At 66.7% G+C, this 20,408-nt stretch carries 19 protein-coding genes; 12 read left to right on the top strand and 7 right to left on the bottom strand.

The features are described from left to right. Positions 1 to 4: 4 nt before the first annotated feature. Positions 5 to 556 carry an ATP-dependent protease subunit HslV gene (hslV, locus tag ACTXG9_RS09285; RefSeq protein ID WP_005411093.1) on the top strand — a complete coding sequence of 184 codons (552 nt, stop codon included), beginning with the start codon at positions 5 to 7 and terminating at the stop codon, positions 554 to 556. Between the two features lie 94 nt (positions 557 to 650). Further along, positions 651 to 2,024: an ATP-dependent protease ATPase subunit HslU gene (gene hslU / locus ACTXG9_RS09280; protein WP_095378276.1), complete on the top strand. Its 1,374-nt coding sequence runs from the start codon at positions 651 to 653 to the stop codon at positions 2,022 to 2,024. Positions 2,025 to 2,120: 96 nt separating this feature from the next. On the opposite strand, the gene ACTXG9_RS09275 is transcribed toward hslU, so the two are convergent. Both ACTXG9_RS09275 and smeT read right to left on the bottom strand, forming a co-directional pair. Then, on the bottom strand, positions 2,121 to 3,113 hold the full coding sequence (locus ACTXG9_RS09275) for a Gfo/Idh/MocA family protein (protein WP_111098678.1): 993 nt from the start codon (positions 3,111 to 3,113) through the stop codon (positions 2,121 to 2,123). A 46-nt stretch (positions 3,114 to 3,159) separates the two neighbouring features. Further along, entirely contained in the window at positions 3,160 to 3,819 is a 660-nt protein-coding gene (gene smeT, locus ACTXG9_RS09270; RefSeq protein WP_019660698.1) for an efflux transporter SmeDEF transcriptional repressor SmeT, read from the bottom strand. A gap of 207 nt (positions 3,820 to 4,026) precedes the next feature. Here smeT and smeD point away from each other — a divergent pair, with 207 nt between their 5' ends. The 3 genes from smeD to smeF all read left to right on the top strand — a co-directional run bounded on the left by smeD (position 4,027) and on the right by smeF (position 9,857). Next, positions 4,027 to 5,211, top strand: a complete 1,185-nt coding sequence (gene smeD, locus ACTXG9_RS09265) for a multidrug efflux RND transporter periplasmic adaptor subunit SmeD (RefSeq protein ID WP_155030142.1) — start codon at positions 4,027 to 4,029, stop codon at positions 5,209 to 5,211. A gap of 12 nt (positions 5,212 to 5,223) precedes the next feature. Then, positions 5,224 to 8,346: a multidrug efflux RND transporter permease subunit SmeE gene (gene smeE, locus ACTXG9_RS09260; RefSeq protein WP_456115793.1), complete on the top strand. Its 3,123-nt coding sequence runs from the start codon at positions 5,224 to 5,226 to the stop codon at positions 8,344 to 8,346. A gap of 110 nt (positions 8,347 to 8,456) precedes the next feature. Further along, a complete protein-coding gene (gene smeF, locus ACTXG9_RS09255) occupies positions 8,457 to 9,857 on the top strand; it encodes a multidrug efflux RND transporter outer membrane subunit SmeF (RefSeq protein WP_146268407.1) in 1,401 nt (466 codons plus the stop codon). Positions 9,858 to 9,972: 115 nt separating this feature from the next. Here smeF and ACTXG9_RS09250 read toward each other — a convergent pair whose 3' ends face one another. The 4 genes from ACTXG9_RS09250 to ACTXG9_RS09235 form a co-directional block, all read right to left on the bottom strand. Continuing rightward, positions 9,973 to 10,395, bottom strand: coding sequence for a low affinity iron permease family protein (locus ACTXG9_RS09250; protein ID WP_456115792.1), 423 nt, complete (start codon positions 10,393 to 10,395; stop codon positions 9,973 to 9,975). Positions 10,396 to 10,462: 67 nt separating this feature from the next. After that, on the bottom strand, positions 10,463 to 10,798 hold the full coding sequence (locus tag ACTXG9_RS09245) for a hypothetical protein (RefSeq protein WP_021203904.1): 336 nt from the start codon (positions 10,796 to 10,798) through the stop codon (positions 10,463 to 10,465). 75 nt (positions 10,799 to 10,873) lie between these two features. Next, entirely contained in the window at positions 10,874 to 11,134 is a 261-nt protein-coding gene (locus ACTXG9_RS09240; RefSeq protein WP_021203905.1) for a hypothetical protein, read from the bottom strand. Between the two features lie 198 nt (positions 11,135 to 11,332). Then, complete coding sequence (locus tag ACTXG9_RS09235; RefSeq protein WP_005419409.1) at positions 11,333 to 11,785, bottom strand: nucleoside deaminase; 453 nt, start codon at positions 11,783 to 11,785, stop codon at positions 11,333 to 11,335. 80 nt (positions 11,786 to 11,865) lie between these two features. Between ACTXG9_RS09235 and ubiE the strand changes: the two genes are divergently transcribed. The 4 genes from ubiE (at position 11,866) to ACTXG9_RS09215 (ending at position 16,218) form a co-directional block, all read left to right on the top strand. After that, positions 11,866 to 12,627 (top strand): bifunctional demethylmenaquinone methyltransferase/2-methoxy-6-polyprenyl-1,4-benzoquinol methylase UbiE, encoded by a 762-nt coding sequence (gene ubiE / locus ACTXG9_RS09230; protein ID WP_019660690.1) that lies wholly within the window; start codon positions 11,866 to 11,868, stop codon positions 12,625 to 12,627. 183 nt (positions 12,628 to 12,810) lie between these two features. Continuing rightward, complete coding sequence (locus ACTXG9_RS09225; protein WP_021203906.1) at positions 12,811 to 14,739, top strand: M1 family metallopeptidase; 1,929 nt, start codon at positions 12,811 to 12,813, stop codon at positions 14,737 to 14,739. 127 nt (positions 14,740 to 14,866) lie between these two features. After that, positions 14,867 to 15,598: a hypothetical protein gene (locus tag ACTXG9_RS09220; protein WP_021203907.1), complete on the top strand. Its 732-nt coding sequence runs from the start codon at positions 14,867 to 14,869 to the stop codon at positions 15,596 to 15,598. Further along, positions 15,598 to 16,218: an HAD family hydrolase gene (locus tag ACTXG9_RS09215; RefSeq protein WP_031270516.1), complete on the top strand. Its 621-nt coding sequence runs from the start codon at positions 15,598 to 15,600 to the stop codon at positions 16,216 to 16,218. The genes ACTXG9_RS09220 and ACTXG9_RS09215 overlap by 1 nt, the downstream gene beginning before the upstream one ends. Before the next feature lie 220 nt (positions 16,219 to 16,438). Here ACTXG9_RS09215 and ACTXG9_RS09210 read toward each other — a convergent pair whose 3' ends face one another. Next, entirely contained in the window at positions 16,439 to 17,377 is a 939-nt protein-coding gene (locus tag ACTXG9_RS09210) for a carbohydrate kinase family protein (RefSeq protein WP_019660686.1), read from the bottom strand. Positions 17,378 to 17,660: 283 nt separating this feature from the next. Between ACTXG9_RS09210 and ACTXG9_RS09205 the strand changes: the two genes are divergently transcribed. From ACTXG9_RS09205 to mreD, 3 genes are all read left to right on the top strand, one after another. After that, positions 17,661 to 18,707: a rod shape-determining protein gene (locus ACTXG9_RS09205; RefSeq protein ID WP_005419402.1), complete on the top strand. Its 1,047-nt coding sequence runs from the start codon at positions 17,661 to 17,663 to the stop codon at positions 18,705 to 18,707. A gap of 121 nt (positions 18,708 to 18,828) precedes the next feature. After that, on the top strand, positions 18,829 to 19,926 hold the full coding sequence (gene mreC, locus ACTXG9_RS09200; protein WP_456115791.1) for a rod shape-determining protein MreC: 1,098 nt from the start codon (positions 18,829 to 18,831) through the stop codon (positions 19,924 to 19,926). Beyond that, positions 19,923 to 20,408, top strand: coding sequence for a rod shape-determining protein MreD (gene mreD / locus ACTXG9_RS09195; protein WP_021204559.1), 486 nt, complete (start codon positions 19,923 to 19,925; stop codon positions 20,406 to 20,408). Before mreC ends, mreD begins: the two co-directional genes overlap by 4 nt.

The following is a 20,408-nucleotide window of genomic DNA, read 5'->3' as shown; positions in this document are numbered from 1 at the left end:
CATCATGGACCCCAGTCAGAACCCCAACGTTTTCCACGCCACCACCATCGTCTGCGTCCGTCGCGGCGAGCACGTGGCCATTGCCGGCGACGGCCAGGTCACGCTGGGCCACACCGTGATGAAGGGCAACGCGCGCAAGGTGCGCCGCCTTGGCCGCGACGGCCAGGTGCTGGCCGGTTTCGCCGGTGCCGCCGCCGATGCCTTCACCCTGTTCGAGCTGTTCGAGGCCAAGCTGGAAAAGCACGGCCAGCTGCAGCGCGCTGCGGTCGAGCTGGCCAAGGATTGGCGCACCGAGCGCCGCCTCGGAAAGCTTGAAGCCCTGTTGGCCGTGGCTGACAAGGAAACCTCGCTGATCATCAGCGGCACCGGCGATGTGATCGAACCGGAGGACGGCATCATCGCCATCGGCTCCGGTGGCTCGTATGCACTGTCGGCCGCGCGCGCGCTGATGGCACATACCGAACTGGATGCGCGCACGATTGCCAGTGAAGCGATCGGCATCGCCGGCGACATCTGCATCTACACCAACCGCAACGTGGTGGTCGAGGAGCTGTGACCGCTCTTCTGTAGTGCCGAGCCATGCTCGGCAGGGCTGCCCGTCAGCCGAGCATGGCTCGGCTCTACATGCATCTGAATCCGTGAGCACAACCATGCCGAAGATCGAAGTATCCTCCGCCACCATGACCCCGCGCGAGATCGTGCAGGAACTGGACCGGCATATCGTGGGCCAGCACGACGCCAAGCGTGCCGTGGCCATCGCCCTGCGCAACCGCTGGCGCCGCATGCAGCTGGCGCCGGAGCTTCGCAATGAAGTGATGCCCAAGAACATCCTGATGATCGGCCCGACCGGCGTCGGCAAGACCGAGATCGCGCGCCGCCTGGCTACGTTGGCCAACGCGCCGTTCGTGAAGGTCGAAGCCACGCGCTTCACCGAAGTGGGCTACGTCGGCAAGGACGTCGAGCAGATCATCCGCGACCTGGCCGACACCGCGGTCAAGCTCTATCGCGAACAGGCCAAGGTGCGCGTGCGTACCCAGGCCGAAGAACGCGCCGAAGACCGCATCCTCGATGCGCTGCTGCCGCGTCGTAGCGGCGGCATCGGTTTCGATCCTGAAGTCGCCCGCAACGAACCGTCGGCGCAGGACAACGAGACCCGCATCAAGTTCCGCAAGATGCTGCGCAACGGTGAGCTGGACGAGCGTGAGATCGAGCTCGACCTGGCGGCCAATGTCAGCATGGACATCATGACCCCGCCGGGCATGGAGGAAATGGGCCAGCAGCTGAAGTCGATGTTCGCCAACCTGGGTGGCGGCGCGAAGGCGCACAAGCGCACGCTGACCATCAAGGCCGCGCGTCCTCTGCTGATCGAGGAAGAGGCCGGCAAGCTGGTCAACGAGGACGATATCCGCACTGCGGCGATCGAGGCCTGCGAGCAGCACGGCATCGTCTTCATCGACGAGATCGACAAGGTTGCCAAGCGCGGCGACAACGTGGGCGGTGGCGATGTCTCCCGCGAAGGCGTGCAGCGCGACCTGCTGCCGCTGGTGGAAGGCTCCAACGTGTCCACCAAGTACGGCACGATCAAGACCGACCACATCCTGTTCATCGCGTCGGGCGCGTTCCACCTGGCCAAGCCCAGCGACCTGATTCCGGAGCTGCAGGGCCGTTTCCCGATCCGCGTTGAGCTGGGCGCGTTGAGCAAGGGCGACTTCGTGCGCATCCTGACCGAACCGAAGGCGGCGCTGACCAAGCAGTACGAAGCACTGCTGGCCACCGAAGGCGTCAAGGTCAGTTTCACTGCCGATGCCATCGAGCGCCTGGCCGAGATCGCGTTCCAGGTGAACGAGCGCCAGGAAAACATCGGCGCGCGCCGCCTGCATACGGTGCTGGAGCGCCTGCTGGATTCGCTCAGCTACGAGGCACCGGACCGCGATGGCGAAACCCTGGCCATCGACAGCGCCTACGTCGATGCACACCTGGGTGAGCTGGTGCAGGACCCGGACCTGAGCCGCTACATCCTGTAATGCGCATCGAGGTCGGATCCTTCGCCGTGGCGAGGGCCCTGACTCCATCCGCTGCAACGCAAAAGGCCGCCGCAGGGCGGCCTTTTGCGTTGGCGCTCAGCGCGATTGCCGGGCGCGGTAGGCCTGCAGTACCTGGTCGATCACTGCACTGGTGCGGGCGGCGCTGATGCCGTTCGAGGGCGAGTGCCCGTGGCCGCGCAGTTCGTCCACGACGGAGGCGATCAACGGCTGCTGGACCGATGGCGGGTTCGGGATATCGAATGCCTGCACGCCCGCTTCGGTCTCCAGCACCACCGGAACGTCCTCGAAGGTGGCAAAGCGCAGCTGCCCCAGGTCGCCGGTGATCTCGACCTCGTCCTGTCGGCGGAACGCGCAGAAGCTCCATTGCGCGATGCCGTGCGCCCCCACCCCGCTGCGGAAGCACATCGAGACGCTGTCTTCGGCGGCGTAGGCGCCGGTCAACGAACTGGCCAGGCCGCGCACGTCGCTCAGGGGCCCCAGCAGATGGTCGAGCAGGTCCAGCGTGTGTGAGCCCAGATCGACGAACAGCCCGCCGCCGGCGATGGCGGGGTTGGTTCGCCAGAAGTCCGGCGATGCGGCAGCCGCCGAATGTGGCCGATGCAGGGTGGCGCGCACGCTGCGCGGCGTACCGATCGCGCCGCTGTCCAGCAACTGCTTCACCTGTGCGAAGCGGGGCAGGGCACGGCGGTAGTAGGCCACGAACACGGGCACGCCGCTGCGGGCGCTGGCCGCGATGATGCGCTGGCACTCGTCGTGGTTCATGGCCATCGGCTTTTCGATGTAGACCGGCTTGCCTGCAGCAATCGCCTGCAATGCGTAGTGCATGTGCGTGGAGGGCGGTGTTGCAACGTAGACCGCGTTCACCTCCGGATCGGCGATGAGTGCATCGGCGTCCGCGTACCAGCGCGGAATCGCGTGGCGGCGTGCATAGTCTTCGGCCAATGCGGCATTGCGGCGCATGACCGCCACTACCCGTGAGCCCGGCGTGTTGGCCAGGGCCGGCCCGCTCTTCTTCTCGGTGACGCTGCCACACCCGATGAAGCCCCACACCACGTTGTCCAGGATCATCGATCTGCCCTTGCAGGGGGTGCCGCAGTGATGGGAGCAGCCTCGTTCACGCCTCGGGCAGCGGCTCGGGGACGGTGCCGGGAACGAACACACCATCCTTCACGTAGGCGGCCAGGGTCATGTCCAGCGCGAGCATGCCATCGCGCTTGAGGTCCATCAGTTCCGGTTCGACCATCGCGCCGTGCAGCACGCCCAGCACGGTGGCGTGCAGCATGCGTGCGGCGATCTTCGGGTCGGCGCCCTCGCGCAGCTGGCCCAGGTCCTTGGCGCGGCGCAGGGCGCGCTCCATCCGGTCCAGCGCATCGCGGAAGCCGGCCTGCTGCATTTCGGTCAGGACCCTGGTGTCGGCCGACGCATCGCTGCGCAGCATGATCTCCATGGTCTTGCGCAGGCGTTCGTCCTCGGACAGCTCGATGAACGAGTGGATCATCACCGCGCGCAGGTCGTGCACCGGCGTGTCGCGCTGGTCGGTGGAGGTGCGCTCCAGTTCCTGCATGAAGGGCAGGTGCACCCGCTCGACGATCGCGGCCAGCACCTCGCTCTTGTTCTTGAAGTGCCAGTACACCGCGCCACGGGTATAGCCGGCGCGGGCGCCGATCATCTCCAGCGTGGTACGGGCCACGCCGTGTTCATGGAAGCAGGCTTCGGCGGCGTCAAGGATGCCTTCCCGGGTTGCCTGGGTGTCCTCTTTGGTCTTGCGGGCCATGGGTAGGTACGAGTGCGGGTGAAACGTGGCTGAATTGTACCGGTTTACAAACAAACAAGCATGTATGTATATTTCGCTCCCATCATTCCCGTCGTGTGCGTGGCAGGCCGGTCCGGCTCCCACTCCCCGCTGGTGCGCGTTGCCTGCTGGCGCTTTCGGCCTGTATCAGCGCGATTTGAGATTCCTTCCCCTAAGAGCCTTTCCGTCATGTTGCTGAGCCGAATCCGACCCTTTGCACTGTCGCTGGCCATCGCCGCAGCCGTGGCTGCCTGCGGCGGCCAGCCCCAGGCCCCCGAGCAGGGCCCGGGTGACGTCACCGTGGTCACGCTGAAGTCCGAAACTGTGGGCCTGACCCGCGAACTGCCGGGCCGTACCAACGCCTTCCTGGTCGCCGAAGTGCGCCCGCAGGTCAACGGCATCGTTGCCAAGCGCCTGTTCACCGAAGGCGGCATGGTCAAGGCCGGCGAGCCGCTGTACCAGATCGAGGACGCCAGCTACCGCGCCCAGGCCAACAGCGCCCGCGCCCAGCTGGCCCGCGCCGAAGCCACGGCCAACGCCGCGCGCCTGAGCGCCAAGCGCATCACCGAGCTGGCCAAGGTCGACGCGGTCAGCCAGCAGGACCTGGAAAACGCCGTCGCCGCGCAGAAGCAGGCCGAGGCCGATGTCGGTGCCGCCAGGGCCTCGCTGGACGCGGCCAACGTCACCCTCGGCTATGCCCGCATCACCGCGCCGATCAGCGGCCGCATCGGCAAGTCCAGCGTTACCCAGGGTGCGCTGGTCAGCGCCGGCCAGGCCAATGCACTGGCGACCGTGCAGCAGCTGGATCCGATCTATGTCGACCTGACCCAGTCCTCCGCCGAACTGCTGCAGCTGCGCCGCGAACTGGCTGCCGGCCGCCTGCAGGACAACCAGACCCTGCCGGTCAGCATCCTGATGGAAGACGGCAGCACCTTCGAGCACAAGGGCACGCTGGAGTTCTCCGAAGTCAGCGTCGATCCGACCACCGGCAGCTTCGGCTTGCGCGTGAAGGTGGACAACCCGGACGGCCTGCTGATGCCGGGCATGTACGTGCGTGCGGTGATCGGCGGCGGCGTGCGCAGCGATGCGGTGCTGGTGCCGATGCAGGGCATCGCCCGCGATCCGAAGGGCGACACCACCGCGATGGTGGTCGGCAAGGACAACAAGGTCGAAGTGCGCCCGGTCAAGGTCAGCCGCACGGTCGGCGACAAGTGGCTGGTCGAGGACGGCCTGAAGGCCGGTGACAAGGTCATCGTCGAAGGCCTGCAGAAGATCGGCCCCGGCATGCCGGTCAAGGCCACCGAGAAGGGCGCTGCTCCGGCCAAGCCGGCGGCAGCCGCCCAGCCTGCCGCCCCGGCCGGCGACGCGAAGTAAGCGGAGAACTCCATGGCACGCTTTTTCATCGATCGACCCATCTTTGCGTGGGTGATCGCCATCATCATCATGCTCGCCGGCGGCCTGGCCCTGTTCAAGCTGCCGGTCTCGATGTACCCCAACGTCGCACCGCCGGCGGTGGAAATCAGCGCCACCTACCCGGGTGCATCGGCCAAGGTGGTCGAAGACTCGGTGACGCAGATCATCGAGCAGAACATGAAGGGCCTCGATGGCCTGATCTACTTCTCCTCCAACAGCTCGTCCAACGGCCAGGCCACCATCACCCTGACCTTCGAGAGCGGCACCAACCCGGACATTGCCCAGGTGCAGGTGCAGAACAAGCTGCAGCTGGCCATGCCGCTGCTGCCGCAGGAAGTGCAGCGGCAGGGCATCAACGTGGCCAAGTCCAGCTCGGGCTTCCTGAACGTCATCGCGTTCGTGTCCGAGAACGGCAGCATGGACGCCAACGACATCGCCGACTACGTCGGTTCCAATGTCGTCGATCGCCTGAGCCGCGTGCCGGGCGTGGGCAACATCCAGGTGTTCGGTGGCAAGTACGCCATGCGCATCTGGCTGGACCCGAACAAGCTGCATACCTATGGCCTGTCCGTCGCGGAAGTGACTGCGGCAATCAAGGCACAGAATGCCCAGGTGGCGATCGGCCAGCTCGGCGGTGCGCCGTCGGTGAAGGGCCAGCAGCTCAACGCCACCATCAACGCGCAGTCGCGCCTGCAGACCCCGGAACAGTTCCGCAACATCATCGTGCGCGGCGCGCAGGACGGTGCCGAGCTGCGCCTGGGTGATGTCGCCCGCGTCGAACTGGGTGCCGAGTCCTACGACTTCGTCACCCGCTACAACGGCCAGCCGGCCAGCGGCCTGGCGGTCACCCTGGCCACCGGCGCCAACGCGCTGGATACTGCGGCCGGCGTGGACGCTGCGCTGGACGACATGAAGAGCTTCTTCCCGGCCGGGCTGAAGGCCGAGATCCCGTACGACACCACCCCGTTCGTGCGCGTGTCGATCAAGGGCGTGGTGCAGACCCTGCTCGAAGCGATCGTGCTGGTGTTCGTGGTGATGTACCTGTTCCTGCAGAACTTCCGCGCCACCCTGATCCCGACCATCGCCGTGCCGGTGGTGCTGCTGGGTACCTTCGGCGTGCTGGCGATGCTGGGCTTCTCGGTGAACATGCTGACCATGTTCGCGATGGTGCTGGCGATCGGCCTGCTGGTGGACGATGCCATCGTGGTGGTGGAGAACGTCGAGCGCATCATGTCCGAAGAGGGACTGTCGCCGCTCGAGGCCACCCGCAAGTCGATGGGCCAGATCACCGGCGCGCTGGTCGGCATCGGCCTGGTGCTGTCGGCAGTGTTCGTGCCGATGGCCTTCATGAGCGGTTCCACCGGCGTGATCTACCGCCAGTTCTCGGCCACGATTGTCTCTGCAATGGCGTTGTCGGTGCTGGTCGCGATCGTGCTGACCCCGGCGTTGTGCGCGACCATGCTCAAGCCGCTGAAGAAGGGTGAGCATCATGTTGCCCACCGCGGCCTGGTCGGTCGCTTCTTCAACGGTTTCAACCGTGGCTTCGACCGCACCAGCGAAAGTTACCAGCGTGGTGTGCGCGGCATCATCCATCGTCCGTGGCGCTTCATGGGCATCGTGGCGGCACTGTTCGTGCTGATGGGCGTGCTGTTCGTGCGCCTGCCCAGCTCGTTCCTGCCCAACGAAGACCAGGGCGTGCTGATGGCGCTGGTGCAGGCCCCGGTCGGCGCCACCCAGGAGCGCACGCTGGAATCGATCGCGGCATTGGAGAACCACTTCCTGCAGAACGAGAAGGATGCGGTGGATTCGGTGTTCTCCGTGCAGGGCTTCAGCTTCGCCGGCATGGGCCAGAACGCCGGCATGGCGTTCGTCAAGCTGAAGGACTGGAGCGAGCGTGACGCCGACAATGGCGTGATGCCGATCACCGGTCGTGCGATGGCGGCTCTGGGCCAGATCAAGGATGCCTTCATCTTTGCCTTCCCGCCGCCGGCCATTCCGGAACTGGGTACTGCCTCGGGCTATACCTTCTTCCTGAAGGACAACAGCGGCCAGGGCCACGAGGCACTGGTCGCCGCACGCAACCAGCTGCTCGGCCTGGCCGCCGGCAGCAAGAAGCTGGCCAACGTGCGCCCGAACGGCCAGGAGGACACGCCGCAGTTCCGCATCGACATCGACGCGGCCAAGGCGACCTCGCTGGGGCTGTCGATCGACCAGATCAACGGCACGCTGGCCGCTGCGTGGGGCAGCTCGTACATCGATGACTTCGTCGATCGTGGCCGCGTCAAGCGCGTGTTCGTGCAGGCCGACCAGCCGTTCCGCATGGTCCCGGAGGACTTCGACCTCTGGTCCGTGAAGAACGACAAGGGCGAGATGGTGCCGTTCAGTGCATTCGCCACCAAGCACTGGGATTACGGTTCGCCGCGCCTGGAGCGCTACAACGGTGTGTCGGCGATGGAGATCCAGGGCGAACCGGCCCCGGGTGTCGCCTCCGGCGATGCCATGGCCGAGATCGAGCAGCTGGCCAAGCAGCTTCCGGCGGGCTTCGGCATCGAGTGGACGGCGATGTCCTACCAGGAACGCCAGGCCGGCTCGCAGACGCCACTGCTGTACACGCTGTCGCTGATGATCGTGTTCCTGTGCCTGGCCGCGATGTATGAAAGCTGGAGCGTACCGACCGCGGTGCTGCTGGCGGCCCCGCTGGGTATCCTCGGCGCGGTGCTGGCCAACACCTTCAAGGGCCTGGAGCGCGACATCTATTTCCAGGTGGCGATGCTGACCACGGTGGGCCTGACCAGCAAGAACGCGATCCTGATCGTCGAGTTCGCCAAGGAAAACCTGGAAAAGGGCGCCAGCCTGATCGAGTCGATCATGCACGCCGTGCGCGACCGCCTGCGCCCGATCGTGATGACCTCGCTCGCCTTCGGCATGGGCGTGGTACCGCTGGCGATCTCCACCGGCGCCGGCTCCGGTGCCAAGCAGGCGATCGGCACCGGCGTGCTCGGCGGCATGATCGTCGGCACCGTGCTCGGCGTGTTCTTCGTGCCGCTGTTCTTCGTGGTGGTGCAGCGCGTGTTCAAGCGCAAATCCACGATGTGACCTGTAACGGTAGTGCCGGCCGCTGGCCGGCATCTGCTGATCGCTTGATGTGAATCCAACGAGGTTGCCGGCCAGCGGCCGGCACTACCTCCTGCCATCCGGCAGTACCGATGGAAGTCATTCCCATGAAAAGTGCATCCCTGTTTCTTTCCATTGCCGCCGCGCTCGCGCTGGCAGGTTGCTCCACCCTGGTGCCGAAGAACACCGCTGTCGCCCCGGCGATCCCGGCGCAGTGGCCGGCCGAGGCCGCGCAGGGCGAGGTGGCCGATGTCGCCGCCGTCGGCTGGCGCGACTTCTTCACCGATGCGCGCCTGCAGCAGGTGATCGAGCAGTCGCTGCAGAACAATCGCGACCTGCGCGTGGCCGTGCTCAACGTTGAACGCGCGCGCGGCCAGTACCGTGTGCAGCGCGCTGATCGCGTACCCGGCGTGGCCGTTACCGGCCAGATGCAGCGCCAGGGCACCGATGCCGGTGTCAGCGAGCAGTTCACCGCCGGTGTCGGCGTGGCCGAGTTCGAGCTGGACCTGTTCGGCCGCGTGCGCAACCTCAGCGAAGCGGCGTTGCAGCAGTACTTCGCCGTGGCCGCCAACCGCCGCAACGCGCAGTTGAGCCTGGTTGCCGAGACCGCAACTGCGTGGCTGACGTATGGTGCCGACGCGCAGCGCCTGAAGATCGCCGAGGCCACGCTGAAGACCTACGAAGATTCGTTGCGCCTGGCCGAGGCCCGCCACGAGCGTGGCGGCAGTTCGGCACTGGAACTGACCCAGACCCGCACGCTGGTCGAGACCGCGCGCACCGATGCTGCGCGCCTGCGTGGCCAGCTGGCCCAGGACCGCAACGCGCTGGCGCTGCTGGCCGGTGGCCAGCTCGATCCGGCACTGCTGCCGGACGGCATCGAACCGCAGCTGCTGGCACTGGCACCGCCGCCGGCCGGCCTGCCCAGCGACGTGCTGCTGCAGCGCCCGGACATCATGGCCGCCGAACACCAGCTGCTGGCGGCCAACGCCAATATCGGTGCGGCACGCGCGGCGTTCTTCCCCAGCATCTCGCTGACCGGCAGCATCGGCAGTGGTTCGAGCGAACTGTCCAACCTGTTCGACAGCGGTACGCGCGTGTGGAGCTTCCTGCCGAAGATCACGCTGCCGATCTTCCAGGGCGGCAAGCTGCGCGCCAACCTGGCCATCGCCAACGCCGATCGTGATATCGCTCTGGCGCAGTACGAGAAGTCGATCCAGGTGGGCTTCCGCGAAACCGCCGATGCGCTGGCGTTGAATGTCAGCCTGGACGAGCAGGTGAGTTCACAGCAGCGCCTGGTGGAAGCGGCCGAACAGGCCAACCGCCTGTCGCAGGCGCGCTACGACGCGGGCCTGGACAGCTTCGTGACCCTGCTGGATGCGCGACGTACCGCCTACAACGCACAACAGACCCAGCTGCAGGCGCGGCTGGCGCAGCAGGCCAACCGCATCACGCTGTACAAGGTGCTGGGCGGTGGCTGGCACGAGCGCAGCTGAGCAGCAATTCGATACCGGTAGCGCCGGGCCACGCCCGGCGGCTTTTCGTTCCTGCATGCCTGACGTCTGGGACGGACCACACTTCGTGCTCGCCGGGCATGGCCCGGCGCTACCGTCAGATCGCTTCATCATCGCGCGGGGCCGCGCGGCAGGCGCGCACGCGCAGCAGCGCGTCACCGGCCTCGCGGGCCATGCGCTCGTATTCGGCGCGGATCTCTTCCAGGCGCGCTTCGTTCAGTTCTTCCAGGTCCAACAGCTCGTTGTTGGCCTCGGCGGTTGCCCGGATCAGCTCGTCCAGCTTGATCTGCATCGCGGCGGTGTCCGCGTTCTGCGTGTGCTGGATCAGGAACACCATCAGGAAGGTGATGATGGTGGTGCCGGTGTTGATCACCAGCTGCCAGGTGTCGTTGAAGCCGAACACCGGGCCACTGATGCCCCAGATCACCACGATCGCCACTGCAGCCAGGAAGGTCCACGGCGAGCCCGTGGCGGCCGCGGCCTTCTTGGCGATCGTATTGAACAGGTTTCGTGCTTTCATCGTCGTCGTCCCACCCAGGTGACGAGGATGATCGGCAGTGGCGCGTGGAGGCGCCGTGCAGCGGCCGTCAGGCGCGCATGCGTTGCAGTCGTGGCGCCTGCAGGCTGCGCACTGGGCTGCTCTGATAGACGTGCTGCCAGCAGAGGTCGACGAACTCGCGGGCCTGTGCTTCGCTCAACCGCGGCATGATCTGCAGGGCGTACTGGGTCTGGAACATTTCGTCACGTTCGGCCTCGCTGGCGCGCGGCTGGGTGATCAGCGAATCACAGGCGAACTTGATCCACGGCACGTAGGAGCCGAACGAGTTGTGCGGCAGTGCGCCCTCGGCATGCTGGCGGCGCCAGTGGTCAAGCTCGGCGTCTACGTTGATGACCGGAGGAATGGTGGGGACTTCAGCGTGCATGACAATCCAGTTCGGTTGAGTGGAAAGGGAGTGGGGGTTCATCGGAGTGTGGCGTATCTGCCGGTGCATGCCGCGTCAGCGGGATGTGGAGCCGGTGTGGCGATTGCTGATCAGTTGCGCGTGCTCGACCGCCCCCATCTGCTCGGCCATGGTGGCCATCGCGTTGCACAGTCGCTCGTGATCGCGTGGCTGGCCGCGCACCAGTTCCAGCTGCAGGCCCTGGTAGGCACTCCAGAACGACGCACTGCGCCGGTGCAGCGCGAAGTGCTGCTGCAGGCGTTCGCGGATGGATTCGAGGATCGGGTCGGGCGTAGGTCGTACGGCGTGCGCGCACATGGCTGGCTCCGCCGGGGAAACGAGCCCCGGTAACCCCACCCTAGGCGTGTCAGCCGGGTGGGGTGTTACCGCAGTGTGTGCACGCAGTCCAGCTGACTGTGCGCGCGGTCACGGCAATGGCCGCAAACGCTGTCCGCACTAAGAGGTGGCGGCACTGAAGCGTTCATTAAACGGGTTCAACGGATGACGGTGTGTGGCTCATTCACCGATGTCTTCGTTCCAGATGTCCGGATGGCGGCTGATGAAATCGCCGAGCAGGTCGACGCATTCCTGGTTGTCGAGGTCGATCACGTTGACGCCGTTTTCCCGCAACCAGTCGATGCCGCCCTGGAAGGTGCGCGATTCGCCCACCACCACGGTGCCGATGTTGAACTGGCGCACCAGGCCAGAGCAGTACCAGCACGGTGCCAGGGTGGTGACCATGATCGTGTCCTGGTAACGGCGCTGGCGGCCGGCCTTGCGGAACGCATCGGTCTCGCCGTGCACCGACGGGTCGCCTTCCTGCACGCGGCGGTTGTGGCCGCAGCCAAGCAGGCGGCCGTCGTTGTGGTACAGGGCCGCGCCGATCGGCACGCCGCCCTCGGCCAGGCCTTGGCGGGCTTCGGCGATGGCGGTCTGCAGCAGGGCCTGGTAGTCGGGCGTGGTGATCATGCGGGGCTCCGGTAAGTCGTGGCCCGCCATGATACGGGCAGGGGGTGCCGCTGGCCCCCGGCGGTGCGATAATCGGGGCCATGAGCGAATCCCCCTACAAAGCCGGTACCACCCATTTCGGGTTCCGCGACGTCGCCGCCAAGGACAAGCAGAAGCTGGTCGGCCAGGTGTTCACCTCGGTCGCGCGCAACTACGACCTGATGAACGACCTGATGAGCCTGGGCGTGCACCGGGCGTGGAAGCGCTACTACGTGGCCACCGCGCAGGTGAAGCCGGGCGACCGCGTGCTCGATCTGGCGGGCGGCACCGGCGACATCGCCGCCCTGCTGAAGGAGCGCGTCGGCGCCGAGGGCTCGGTGGTGCTGGGCGACATCAACGCCGGCATGCTGTCGGTCGGCCGTGACCGCCTGACCAACCGCGGCCTGGTGCTGGGCCTGGACTACGTGCAGTGCAACGCCGAGGCCCTGCCGTTCCCGGACAACAGCTTCGACCTGGTCACCATCGCCTTCGGCCTGCGCAACGTGACCGACAAGGACGCTGGCCTGCGCGAGATGTACCGCGTGCTGAAAGTGGGCGGCCAGGCCCGCGTGCTGGAGTTCTCCGAAGTCACCGCGGACTGGTTCAAGCCGATCTACGACTTCCACTCGTTCAAGATCCTGCCGAAGCTGGGCAAGCTGTTCGCCAACGATTCGGACAGCTACCAGTACCTGGCCGAGAGCATCCGCAAGCACCCGCCGCAGGACGAACTGAAGGCGATGATGGCGCAGGCCGGCTTCGAGCGCTGCCACTACAAGAACCTGACCGGCGGCATCGTCTCGATCCACTCCGGCTACAAGCTGTAAGCCCGGTGTCCGGGTAGTGCCGGCCGCTGGCCGGCATCCCCGTGCCCGGTCATCGTCCGTGCGGATGCCGGCCAGCGGCCGGCACTACCGGTGCTGTGGGCCGCCATTACCCCGCACCGCGCAACGCCTGCGCGGCCGGAGGGAGTTACCATTGGGGTTTGATCCCCGTAACGGTCCCGATTCATGCGTAATCCGCTGATGCTCCTTCCGCTGGCCGTGGCCCTGGCCGCCGGCTGCTCCCAGGAGGCGGCCGCGCCCGCCGCCGCCCCGACTGCCGCAAAGGCCCCTGCCGCCCCCGTGAACGCCGAGAACCGCAGCCACGACGAAAGCTCGTACGCCGAGCCGGACAAGGTCGTCATCAAGGACATCGCGCTGGATCTGAAGCTGGACTTCGACCAGAAGCAGATCGGCGGCACCGCCACCTACACCCTGGAATGGAAGCAGAAGGACGCCAGGCAGCTGGTGCTCGACACCCGCGAGCTGACCGTGTCCAAGGTCGAGGCCGTCGCCGCCGACGGCGCGCGCAGCCCGCTGAAGTTCGAGCTGGCCGCCGCTGACAAGGTGTTCGGCAGCAAGCTGACCATCGAGGCCCCGGAACAGCCGGCCAAGGTGGAAGTGAGCTACCACACCGCACCGACGGCCTCGGGCCTGCAGTGGCTGGCGCCGTCGATGACCGAGGGCAAGAAGCTGCCCTTCATGTTCAGCCAGTCGCAGGCCATCCACGCCCGTTCGTGGGTGCCGCTGCAGGACACCCCGAGCGTGCGTTTCACCTACAGCGCGCACGTGGTCTCGCGCCCGGACGTGATGGTGCTGATGAGCGCCGACAACGATCCGAAGGCCGCGCGTGACGGTGACTACACCTTCAAGATGCCGCAGCCGATTCCGTCCTACCTGCTGGCCATCGCGGCCGGCGACCTGGTGTTCGAGCCGATCTCCGGCCGCTCCGGCGTCTGGGCCGAGCCGACCATGGTCAACAAGGCCGCCAAGGAATTCGAGGACACCGAGAAGATGATCGGTGCCGCCGAGAAGCTGTACGGCGAATACCGCTGGGGCCGCTACGACATGCTGGTGCTGCCGCCGTCGTTCCCGTTCGGCGGCATGGAGAACCCGCGCCTGACCTTCGCCACCCCGACCGTGATCGTCGGCGACAAGTCGCTGGTCTCGCTGGTCGCCCATGAACTGGCGCACAGCTGGTCGGGCAACCTGGTGACCAACGCCAGCTGGAAGGACATCTGGCTCAATGAAGGCTTCACTACCTACGTCCAGGGCCGCATCACCGAAGCCCTGTACGGCAAGGAGATGGCCGAGATGGAGAAGCAGATCGACCAGACCGACCTGCTGGCCGAAGTGAAGGACATGAGCCCGGCCGACCAGGCGCTGGCGCTGCCGCCGCTGAACGAGCGCGACCCCGACGAAGCGCTCAGCCAGGTCGCCTACGTCAAGGGTGCATGGTTCCTGGAGTTCCTGGAGCAGCGCTTCGGCCGCGAGACCTTCGATCCGTTCCTGCGCGGCTGGTTCGATGACCATGCTTTCCAGAGCGCGAACACCGACCAGTTCGTCGGCTACATGAAGAAGAACCTGCTGCCGAAGAATCCGTCGGCAGTGACCGAGGCCGAACTGAAGGCATGGCTGGACGAGCCGGGTATCCCGGCGTTCGCGGCCAAGGCGCAGTCGCGCAACTTCAGCAGCGTCGATACCGCACGCATCGCCTTTGCCAGCGCCGGCACCGTGCCCAGCAGCCAGGTCATCGCCGACTGGAGCACCCAGGAATGGGTGCGCTTCATCGACGGCCTGGGCGCGACCCAGCCGCTGGACAAGCTGGCCACGCTGGACAAGGCCTTCCACTTCACCGGCACCCCGAATGGCGAAATCGCCATGCGCTGGTACCCGCTGGCGATCCGCAGCGGCTACGAGCAGGCCAATGAAGGCGCGGCGGCATTCATCGAGCGCGTCGGCCGTCGCAAGCTGATCCTGCCGATCTACGCCGAACTGGTGAAGACCCCGAAGGGGCTGGAGCTGGCCAAGCAGGCCTTCGAAAAGGCCAAGCCGGGCTACCACCCGATCACCACCGCCTCGGTCCAGGACATGCTGGCCAAGGCTGAAGCCAAGTAAGCGGTAGTGCCGGCCGCTGGCCGGCAACCGGTCACTGCTTCACCACCAACGGCGGGGAAACCCGCCGTTGGTGTATCCGCTTTTCGCTGCCGATAGAATCGGGATGCACTCGCAAAGGACCTCCGCCATGAAACGACTGATCCTGCTCACCGCCTGCACGCTGGCGCTGGCCGCCTGCAGCAACCCCGAGGAAGAACGCAAGGCGAAGGAAGCCGCCGCAGCCGCCGTGCAGGCGCAGAAGGAGGCCAAGGCCGAAGACGTGGCCAAGCAGTACGACATGGCCGTGGCCGCGCAGGACTGGGAGCGCGCGCGCCTGCATGGTGCCTCGCTGCTGGACCAGTACAAGGACACCGCGGCCGCCGAGCGCATCGCCGCAGGCTTCGACGAGGTCAAGGCCAAGGGCGATGCCGCGCGCGACTTGCGCCGCATGCAGGCACTGTGGCAGTACAACCAGATCCCGGTGGGCAACAAGGGCAACCAGGTTTCGGCGCAGATCTACAGCAAGGAACGGGTGGACGTGGATGGCAGCGGCGCCAAGCCGGTGCAGCTGGTGTTCCGCGATCATCCGGAGTGGAAGCGGCATGCGTATCTGGTGCTGCAGGCCGGCGATTTCCGTTGCCCGCAGTGCACGGTGAAAGTAACCGTGGACGACGGCAAGCCGATTTCCATGGCGGCGTGGCGTCCGAAGACCGATGAAGCCATTGCCCTGTTCATCACCGACCAGAAGGCGCTGTGGAAGCTGGCGCGCAAGGGCAAATCGATCAGCATCGAGTTCCCGGTCAAGGCCGGTGGCACCCGCACCGCTGTGTTCGAAACCGGTGGCGTCGACGCCAGCCGCATGCCGCAGTGGTGGCAGTGATCGTTGCGGCGGGCAGCGCCGTGCACGCGTTGTCCGCGATCCGGCACTGGGTGTTCGACATGGATGGCACGCTGACCGTCGCCGTGCATGATTTCGCTGCGATCCGCCACGCGCTGGAGATCGCGGCCGAGGAAGACATCCTTGACCATATTGCGGCCTTGCCAGACGCACCGGCGCAGGCCAAGCGCGCGTGGCTGCTGGATCATGAGCGTGCGCTGGCCGAGGACGCACTGCCGGCACCGGGTGCGCTGAAGCTGCTGCGCGCGTTGTCGGCGGCAGGCTGCCGGCTCGGCATCCTGACCCGCAATGATCATGCGCTGGCGAAGCTGACCTTGGACGCGATCGGGGTCGGGGCGTTGTTCGACGATGCCGACATCATCGGCCGCGATGAAGCGGTGCCCAAACCCTCACCGGATGGCCTGCAGCAGCATCTGCGGCGTTGGGGGATCGGGGCTGCGGAGGCAGTGATGGTCGGTGACCACGCCTACGACCTGGAGTGCGGCCGTGCCGCAGGCACGCACACCGTGCTGGTCAATCTGCCGGAAAATCCGTGGCCTGGCCGTGCCGACTGGCATTTCGCCGATTGCCGCGCCTTGTTGGCTGCCTGGCAGGGCGCCTGATGATGTAGAGCCGAGCCCACGCTCGGCTGCTCTCCGGTCAGATCGCGCTGGCGCGCGCAAGCCGAGCATGGCTCGGCTCTACAGGAATCAAACAGTGTGTCGACCAAGGTCGACACCTACCAACAGCATTCCCAGCAGCGCATCGGGTGGAAAGCCCCCTTGTTGTTCAAGGGGGCGCGCCGAAGGCGCGGGGATAAGGTGGAATGCGCGAGCAATTTGGTTACGCGCTAAGCGCGTAGCCAAATTGCTGCTTGAACTGCTCGTTGAACTCATCGAAAGTGAAGCGCTGGTTCTGCGTGCCCGGGTGTTCGACCTTCAGCGCGCCCATCAGGTTGCCCATGCGGCCGATGGTCAGCCAGTCGTAGCCCTTCTGGATGCCGTAGATCAGGCCGGCGCGGAAGGCGTCGCCACAGCCGGTCGGGTCGACCACGCGGCGCTCGTGCGCCGGCGGGATGTCGTAGCTCTTTTCCGGGGTGTGGATGACCGCACCCTTCGGGCCACGGGTGGTGATGTAGGCCTTGACCCGGCTGACGATCTCCTTTTCGTCCCAGCCGGTGCGCTCCTGCAGCAGGTTCGACTCGTAGTCGTTGACCACCACGTAGTCGGCCTGATCGATGAACGCGCGCAGCTCCGGGCCGTTGAACAGCGGCATGGCCTGGCCCGGGTCGAAGATGAACGGGATGCCGTCCTCGTGGAATTCCTGCGCGTTCTGGATCATGCCTTCGCGGCCGTCCGGGCCGACCAGGCCCAGGGTCACGCCCGGCACGCCACGCACGTGGTTCTCGTAGGAACGCATCATCGCGCCCGGGTGGAAGGCGGTGATCTGGTTGTTGTCGTGATCGGTGGTGATGAACGCCTGCGGGGTGAACAGCTCATCGATCACGCGCACGCGCGACAGGTCGATGCCCAGGCCTTCGAAGTACTCGCGGTACGGGCCGAAGTCCGATCCCACCGTGCCCATCGGGATCGGCTGGCCACCCAGCAGGTGCAGGTTGTAGGCGATGTTGCCGGCGCAGCCGCCGAACTCGCGGCGCATGCGTGGGACCAGGAACGACACGTTCAGGATGTGCACCTTGTCCGGCAGGATGTGATTCTTGAACTGGTCCGGGAACACCATGATGGTGTCGAAGGCAAGAGAACCACAGATCAGAGCGGACATCGATGTAAGCCTATGCGGTGAATTTTGGGGTGGGCCGGCCCGGTTCAGCGGGCAAGCAAACGGCGCCCTTGGGCGCCCGACGGCGCAAAGGTTACCCGCTGGTGCCGCTCAGGGCCAGAACCGGGTGAGACCTGATCAGGCCGAAAGCCTGTGAAGACGCGGGTTCAGCTAGTTTTTTCCTTGCTCGGCGGCAGGCGGGTTGCTAGGCTTGTCGGCCTCGATTTCTGCCCATTTTTTCGCCATCCCGCGGCGGGCACGACACCCCTCAGGACTCCTTCCTCAGATGTTCAAGAAACTCCGTGGCATGTTCTCCAACGACCTGTCCATCGACCTGGGCACGGCCAACACCCTCATCTACGTGCGCGGGCAGGGGATCGTACTGAACGAGCCATCGGTCGTGGCCGTGCGCCAGGACCGTGCCATCGGTGGCACCCGCTCGGTGGCAGCCGTAGGCGCCGAAGCCAAGCAGATGCTGGGCCGTACCCCGGGCCACATCACCACCATCCGCCCGATGAAGGACGGCGTCATCGCCGACTTCACCTACACCGAGGCGATGCTCAAGCACTTCATCAAGAAGGTGCACAAGTCGCGCGTGCTGCGCCCGAGCCCGCGCGTGCTGGTCTGCGTGCCGGCCGGTTCGACCCAGGTCGAGCGCCGCGCGATCAAGGAATCGGCCGAGGAAGCCGGTGCCCGTGACGTGTTCCTGATCGAAGAGCCGATGGCCGCCGCGATCGGCGCCGGCATGCCGGTCACCGAAGCCCGTGGCTCGATGGTCATCGACATCGGCGGCGGCACCACCGAAGTGGCGGTGATCTCGCTCAACGGCATCGTCTATTCGGCCTCGGTCCGCATCGGCGGCGACCGCTTCGACGAGTCCATCACCAACTACGTGCGCCGCAACCACGGCATGCTGATCGGTGAAGCCACCGCCGAGCGCATCAAGGTCGAGCTGGGCTGCGCCTACCCGCAGGCGGAAGTGATCGAGATGGAAATCTCCGGCCGCAACCTCGCCGAGGGCGTGCCGAAGATGATCAAGATCAGCTCCAACGAGGTGCTCGAGGCCCTGCACGAACCGCTGTCGGGCATCGTCAGCGCGGTGAAGCTGGCGCTGGAGCAGACCCCGCCGGAACTGTGCGCCGACGTCGCCGAGCGCGGCATCGTGCTGACCGGTGGCGGCGCCCTGCTGCGCGACCTGGACCGCCTGATCTCCGAGGAAACCGGCCTGCACGTGCAGGTGGCCGACGATCCGCTGACCTGCGTGGCCCGCGGCGGCGGTCGTGCGCTGGAGCTGGTGGACATGCACGGCAACGAGTTCTTTGCGCCGGAATAAGCCGTCCCGGCCGTTCCTGCCCGCCGCGCCCTTCCGGGGTGCGGCCCGCCGTGATGGCGGGCCGGCACCGGCGGGGCGCCCGCGTGTTTCCCTTCCGCCTTCTGCCAGTTGAATCGTTGCCGTGCCGCCCTACGCCGGTCCTCCCGTCGCCTCCCGATCCGGTGATGCCGCCAGCCCCCTGCGGTTGCTGGCCTATCTCGCGTTGGCCATCACGCTGATCGTGCTCGATGACCAGGCCGGCTGGCTGGCGCGCCTGCGCGAGCAGGCCAACAGCCTGGTGCAGCCGGTCTGGGCACTGGCCGGCCTGCCCGGCAAGCTCGGCAACCAGGTCAAGGATTCTGCCGCCAGCCACAGCCAGCTGGTCGCCGAGAACCGCGAACTGCGCAACCAGCTGCTGCTGGCCAACGCGCGCCTGACCCGCCTGCAGACCGCCGCACTGGACAATGCCCAGCTGCGCGAACTGCTGAACGTGGCCGAGCGCAGTGGCCTGGACGTGCAGCTGGCGCCGATCCTGGACATCGACCTGGACCCGGTCAAACAGCGCCTGGTACTCGATGCCGGCAGCCGCGAGGGCGTGCATGTCGGCCAGGCGGTGATCGACGCCGGCGGCCTGATGGGCCAGGTGATCAGCGTCACCGGCGGCACCTCTACCGTGCTGCTGCTGACCGACCCTGACCATGCCGTGCCGGTCACCGTGGCCCGCAACGGCGTTCGCCTGATCGTCTATGGCCGCGGCGACACGCTGGAACTGCGCGATATTCCGCTCAGCGCCGGGGTGGAAGTGGGCGATGAGATCGTCACCTCCGGCCTCGGTGGCCGCTTCCCGGCGGGCTTCCCGGTCGGCACCATCACCGCACTGCGACCGGACGACACCCATGCCTTCCTGGTCGGCGAACTGAAGCCGGCGGCGCAGCTCGACCGCGGCCGCGACGTGCTGCTGCTGCGCCCGGGCGCGGCGATCCGCATTCCGCCGGAGCTGCGCCTGCAGCTGGAAGAAACCGCCCCGGGTGGCCCGGCCACCGGCGCCACCGTGCCCGTGGGAACCGCGCCAGCGGCATCGACGCCAGCTCCGGTCAGCGCCCCGGTAGTGCCGGCCGCTGGCCGGCAACAGCCCTCGTCGCAAACGAGGTCTGTTGCCCCCGCATCCTCCCCTGATCCTGCTGCTCCGGTAGTGCCGGCCGCTGGCCGGCAACCGACCACGCCGGAGGCGCAGCGATGAGCCGCCTGCGCGACAACCCATGGGTGCTGCCGGCCAGCCTGGTGGTGGCGCTGCTGCTGGGCCTGCTGCCGTTGCCGGCGCTGCTGCAGCCGCTGCGCCCGTACTGGCTGGCGCTGGTGCTGGCGTACTGGGTCATCGAAGCGCCCGAGCGCGTCGGCCTGGGCATCGCCTTCGCCAGCGGCGTCATCGCCGACCTGCTGTACGGCGGTGTCCTCGGCGAACAGGCACTTCGGCTGGTGATGCTGGCTTTCATCCTGCAGCGCTTCCGCGCGCGCATCCGCTTCTTCCCGATGTCGCAGCAGATGCTGGCCATCGGCGGCCTGCTGTTCAACGACCGCATCGTCAGCGCACTGGTGCACATCCTGGTGGGCGAACCGACCCTGCCGTGGTCGTACTGGTGGGCCCCGCTGCTGGGCATGGGCCTGTGGCCGCTGGTGTTCGTGCTGCTGGACGCGGTGCGCTTCGGCAAGCGCGGGCGCTGA

Source organism: Stenotrophomonas maltophilia group sp. LNF247 (assembly GCF_054083135.1).
The sequence above is the reverse complement of the archived record's forward strand: the minus strand, read 5'-3'. Positions and strand labels throughout refer to the sequence as shown.

Coding starts and splice junctions, on each gene's coding strand:
- hslV (WP_005411093.1), top strand. CDS start 5: ATGGACCCCAGTCAGAACCCCAACGTTTTCCACGCCACCACCATCGTC.
- hslU (WP_095378276.1), top strand. CDS start 651: ATGCCGAAGATCGAAGTATCCTCCGCCACCATGACCCCGCGCGAGATC.
- ACTXG9_RS09275 (WP_111098678.1), bottom strand. CDS start 3,113: ATGATCCTGGACAACGTGGTGTGGGGCTTCATCGGGTGTGGCAGCGTC.
- smeT (WP_019660698.1), bottom strand. CDS start 3,819: ATGGCCCGCAAGACCAAAGAGGACACCCAGGCAACCCGGGAAGGCATC.
- smeD (WP_155030142.1), top strand. CDS start 4,027: ATGTTGCTGAGCCGAATCCGACCCTTTGCACTGTCGCTGGCCATCGCC.
- smeE (WP_456115793.1), top strand. CDS start 5,224: ATGGCACGCTTTTTCATCGATCGACCCATCTTTGCGTGGGTGATCGCC.
- smeF (WP_146268407.1), top strand. CDS start 8,457: ATGGAAGTCATTCCCATGAAAAGTGCATCCCTGTTTCTTTCCATTGCC.
- ACTXG9_RS09250 (WP_456115792.1), bottom strand. CDS start 10,395: ATGAAAGCACGAAACCTGTTCAATACGATCGCCAAGAAGGCCGCGGCC.
- ACTXG9_RS09245 (WP_021203904.1), bottom strand. CDS start 10,798: ATGCACGCTGAAGTCCCCACCATTCCTCCGGTCATCAACGTAGACGCC.
- ACTXG9_RS09240 (WP_021203905.1), bottom strand. CDS start 11,134: ATGTGCGCGCACGCCGTACGACCTACGCCCGACCCGATCCTCGAATCC.
- ACTXG9_RS09235 (WP_005419409.1), bottom strand. CDS start 11,785: ATGATCACCACGCCCGACTACCAGGCCCTGCTGCAGACCGCCATCGCC.
- ubiE (WP_019660690.1), top strand. CDS start 11,866: ATGAGCGAATCCCCCTACAAAGCCGGTACCACCCATTTCGGGTTCCGC.
- ACTXG9_RS09225 (WP_021203906.1), top strand. CDS start 12,811: ATGCGTAATCCGCTGATGCTCCTTCCGCTGGCCGTGGCCCTGGCCGCC.
- ACTXG9_RS09220 (WP_021203907.1), top strand. CDS start 14,867: ATGAAACGACTGATCCTGCTCACCGCCTGCACGCTGGCGCTGGCCGCC.
- ACTXG9_RS09210 (WP_019660686.1), bottom strand. CDS start 17,377: ATGTCCGCTCTGATCTGTGGTTCTCTTGCCTTCGACACCATCATGGTG.
- ACTXG9_RS09205 (WP_005419402.1), top strand. CDS start 17,661: ATGTTCAAGAAACTCCGTGGCATGTTCTCCAACGACCTGTCCATCGAC.
- mreD (WP_021204559.1), top strand. CDS start 19,923: ATGAGCCGCCTGCGCGACAACCCATGGGTGCTGCCGGCCAGCCTGGTG.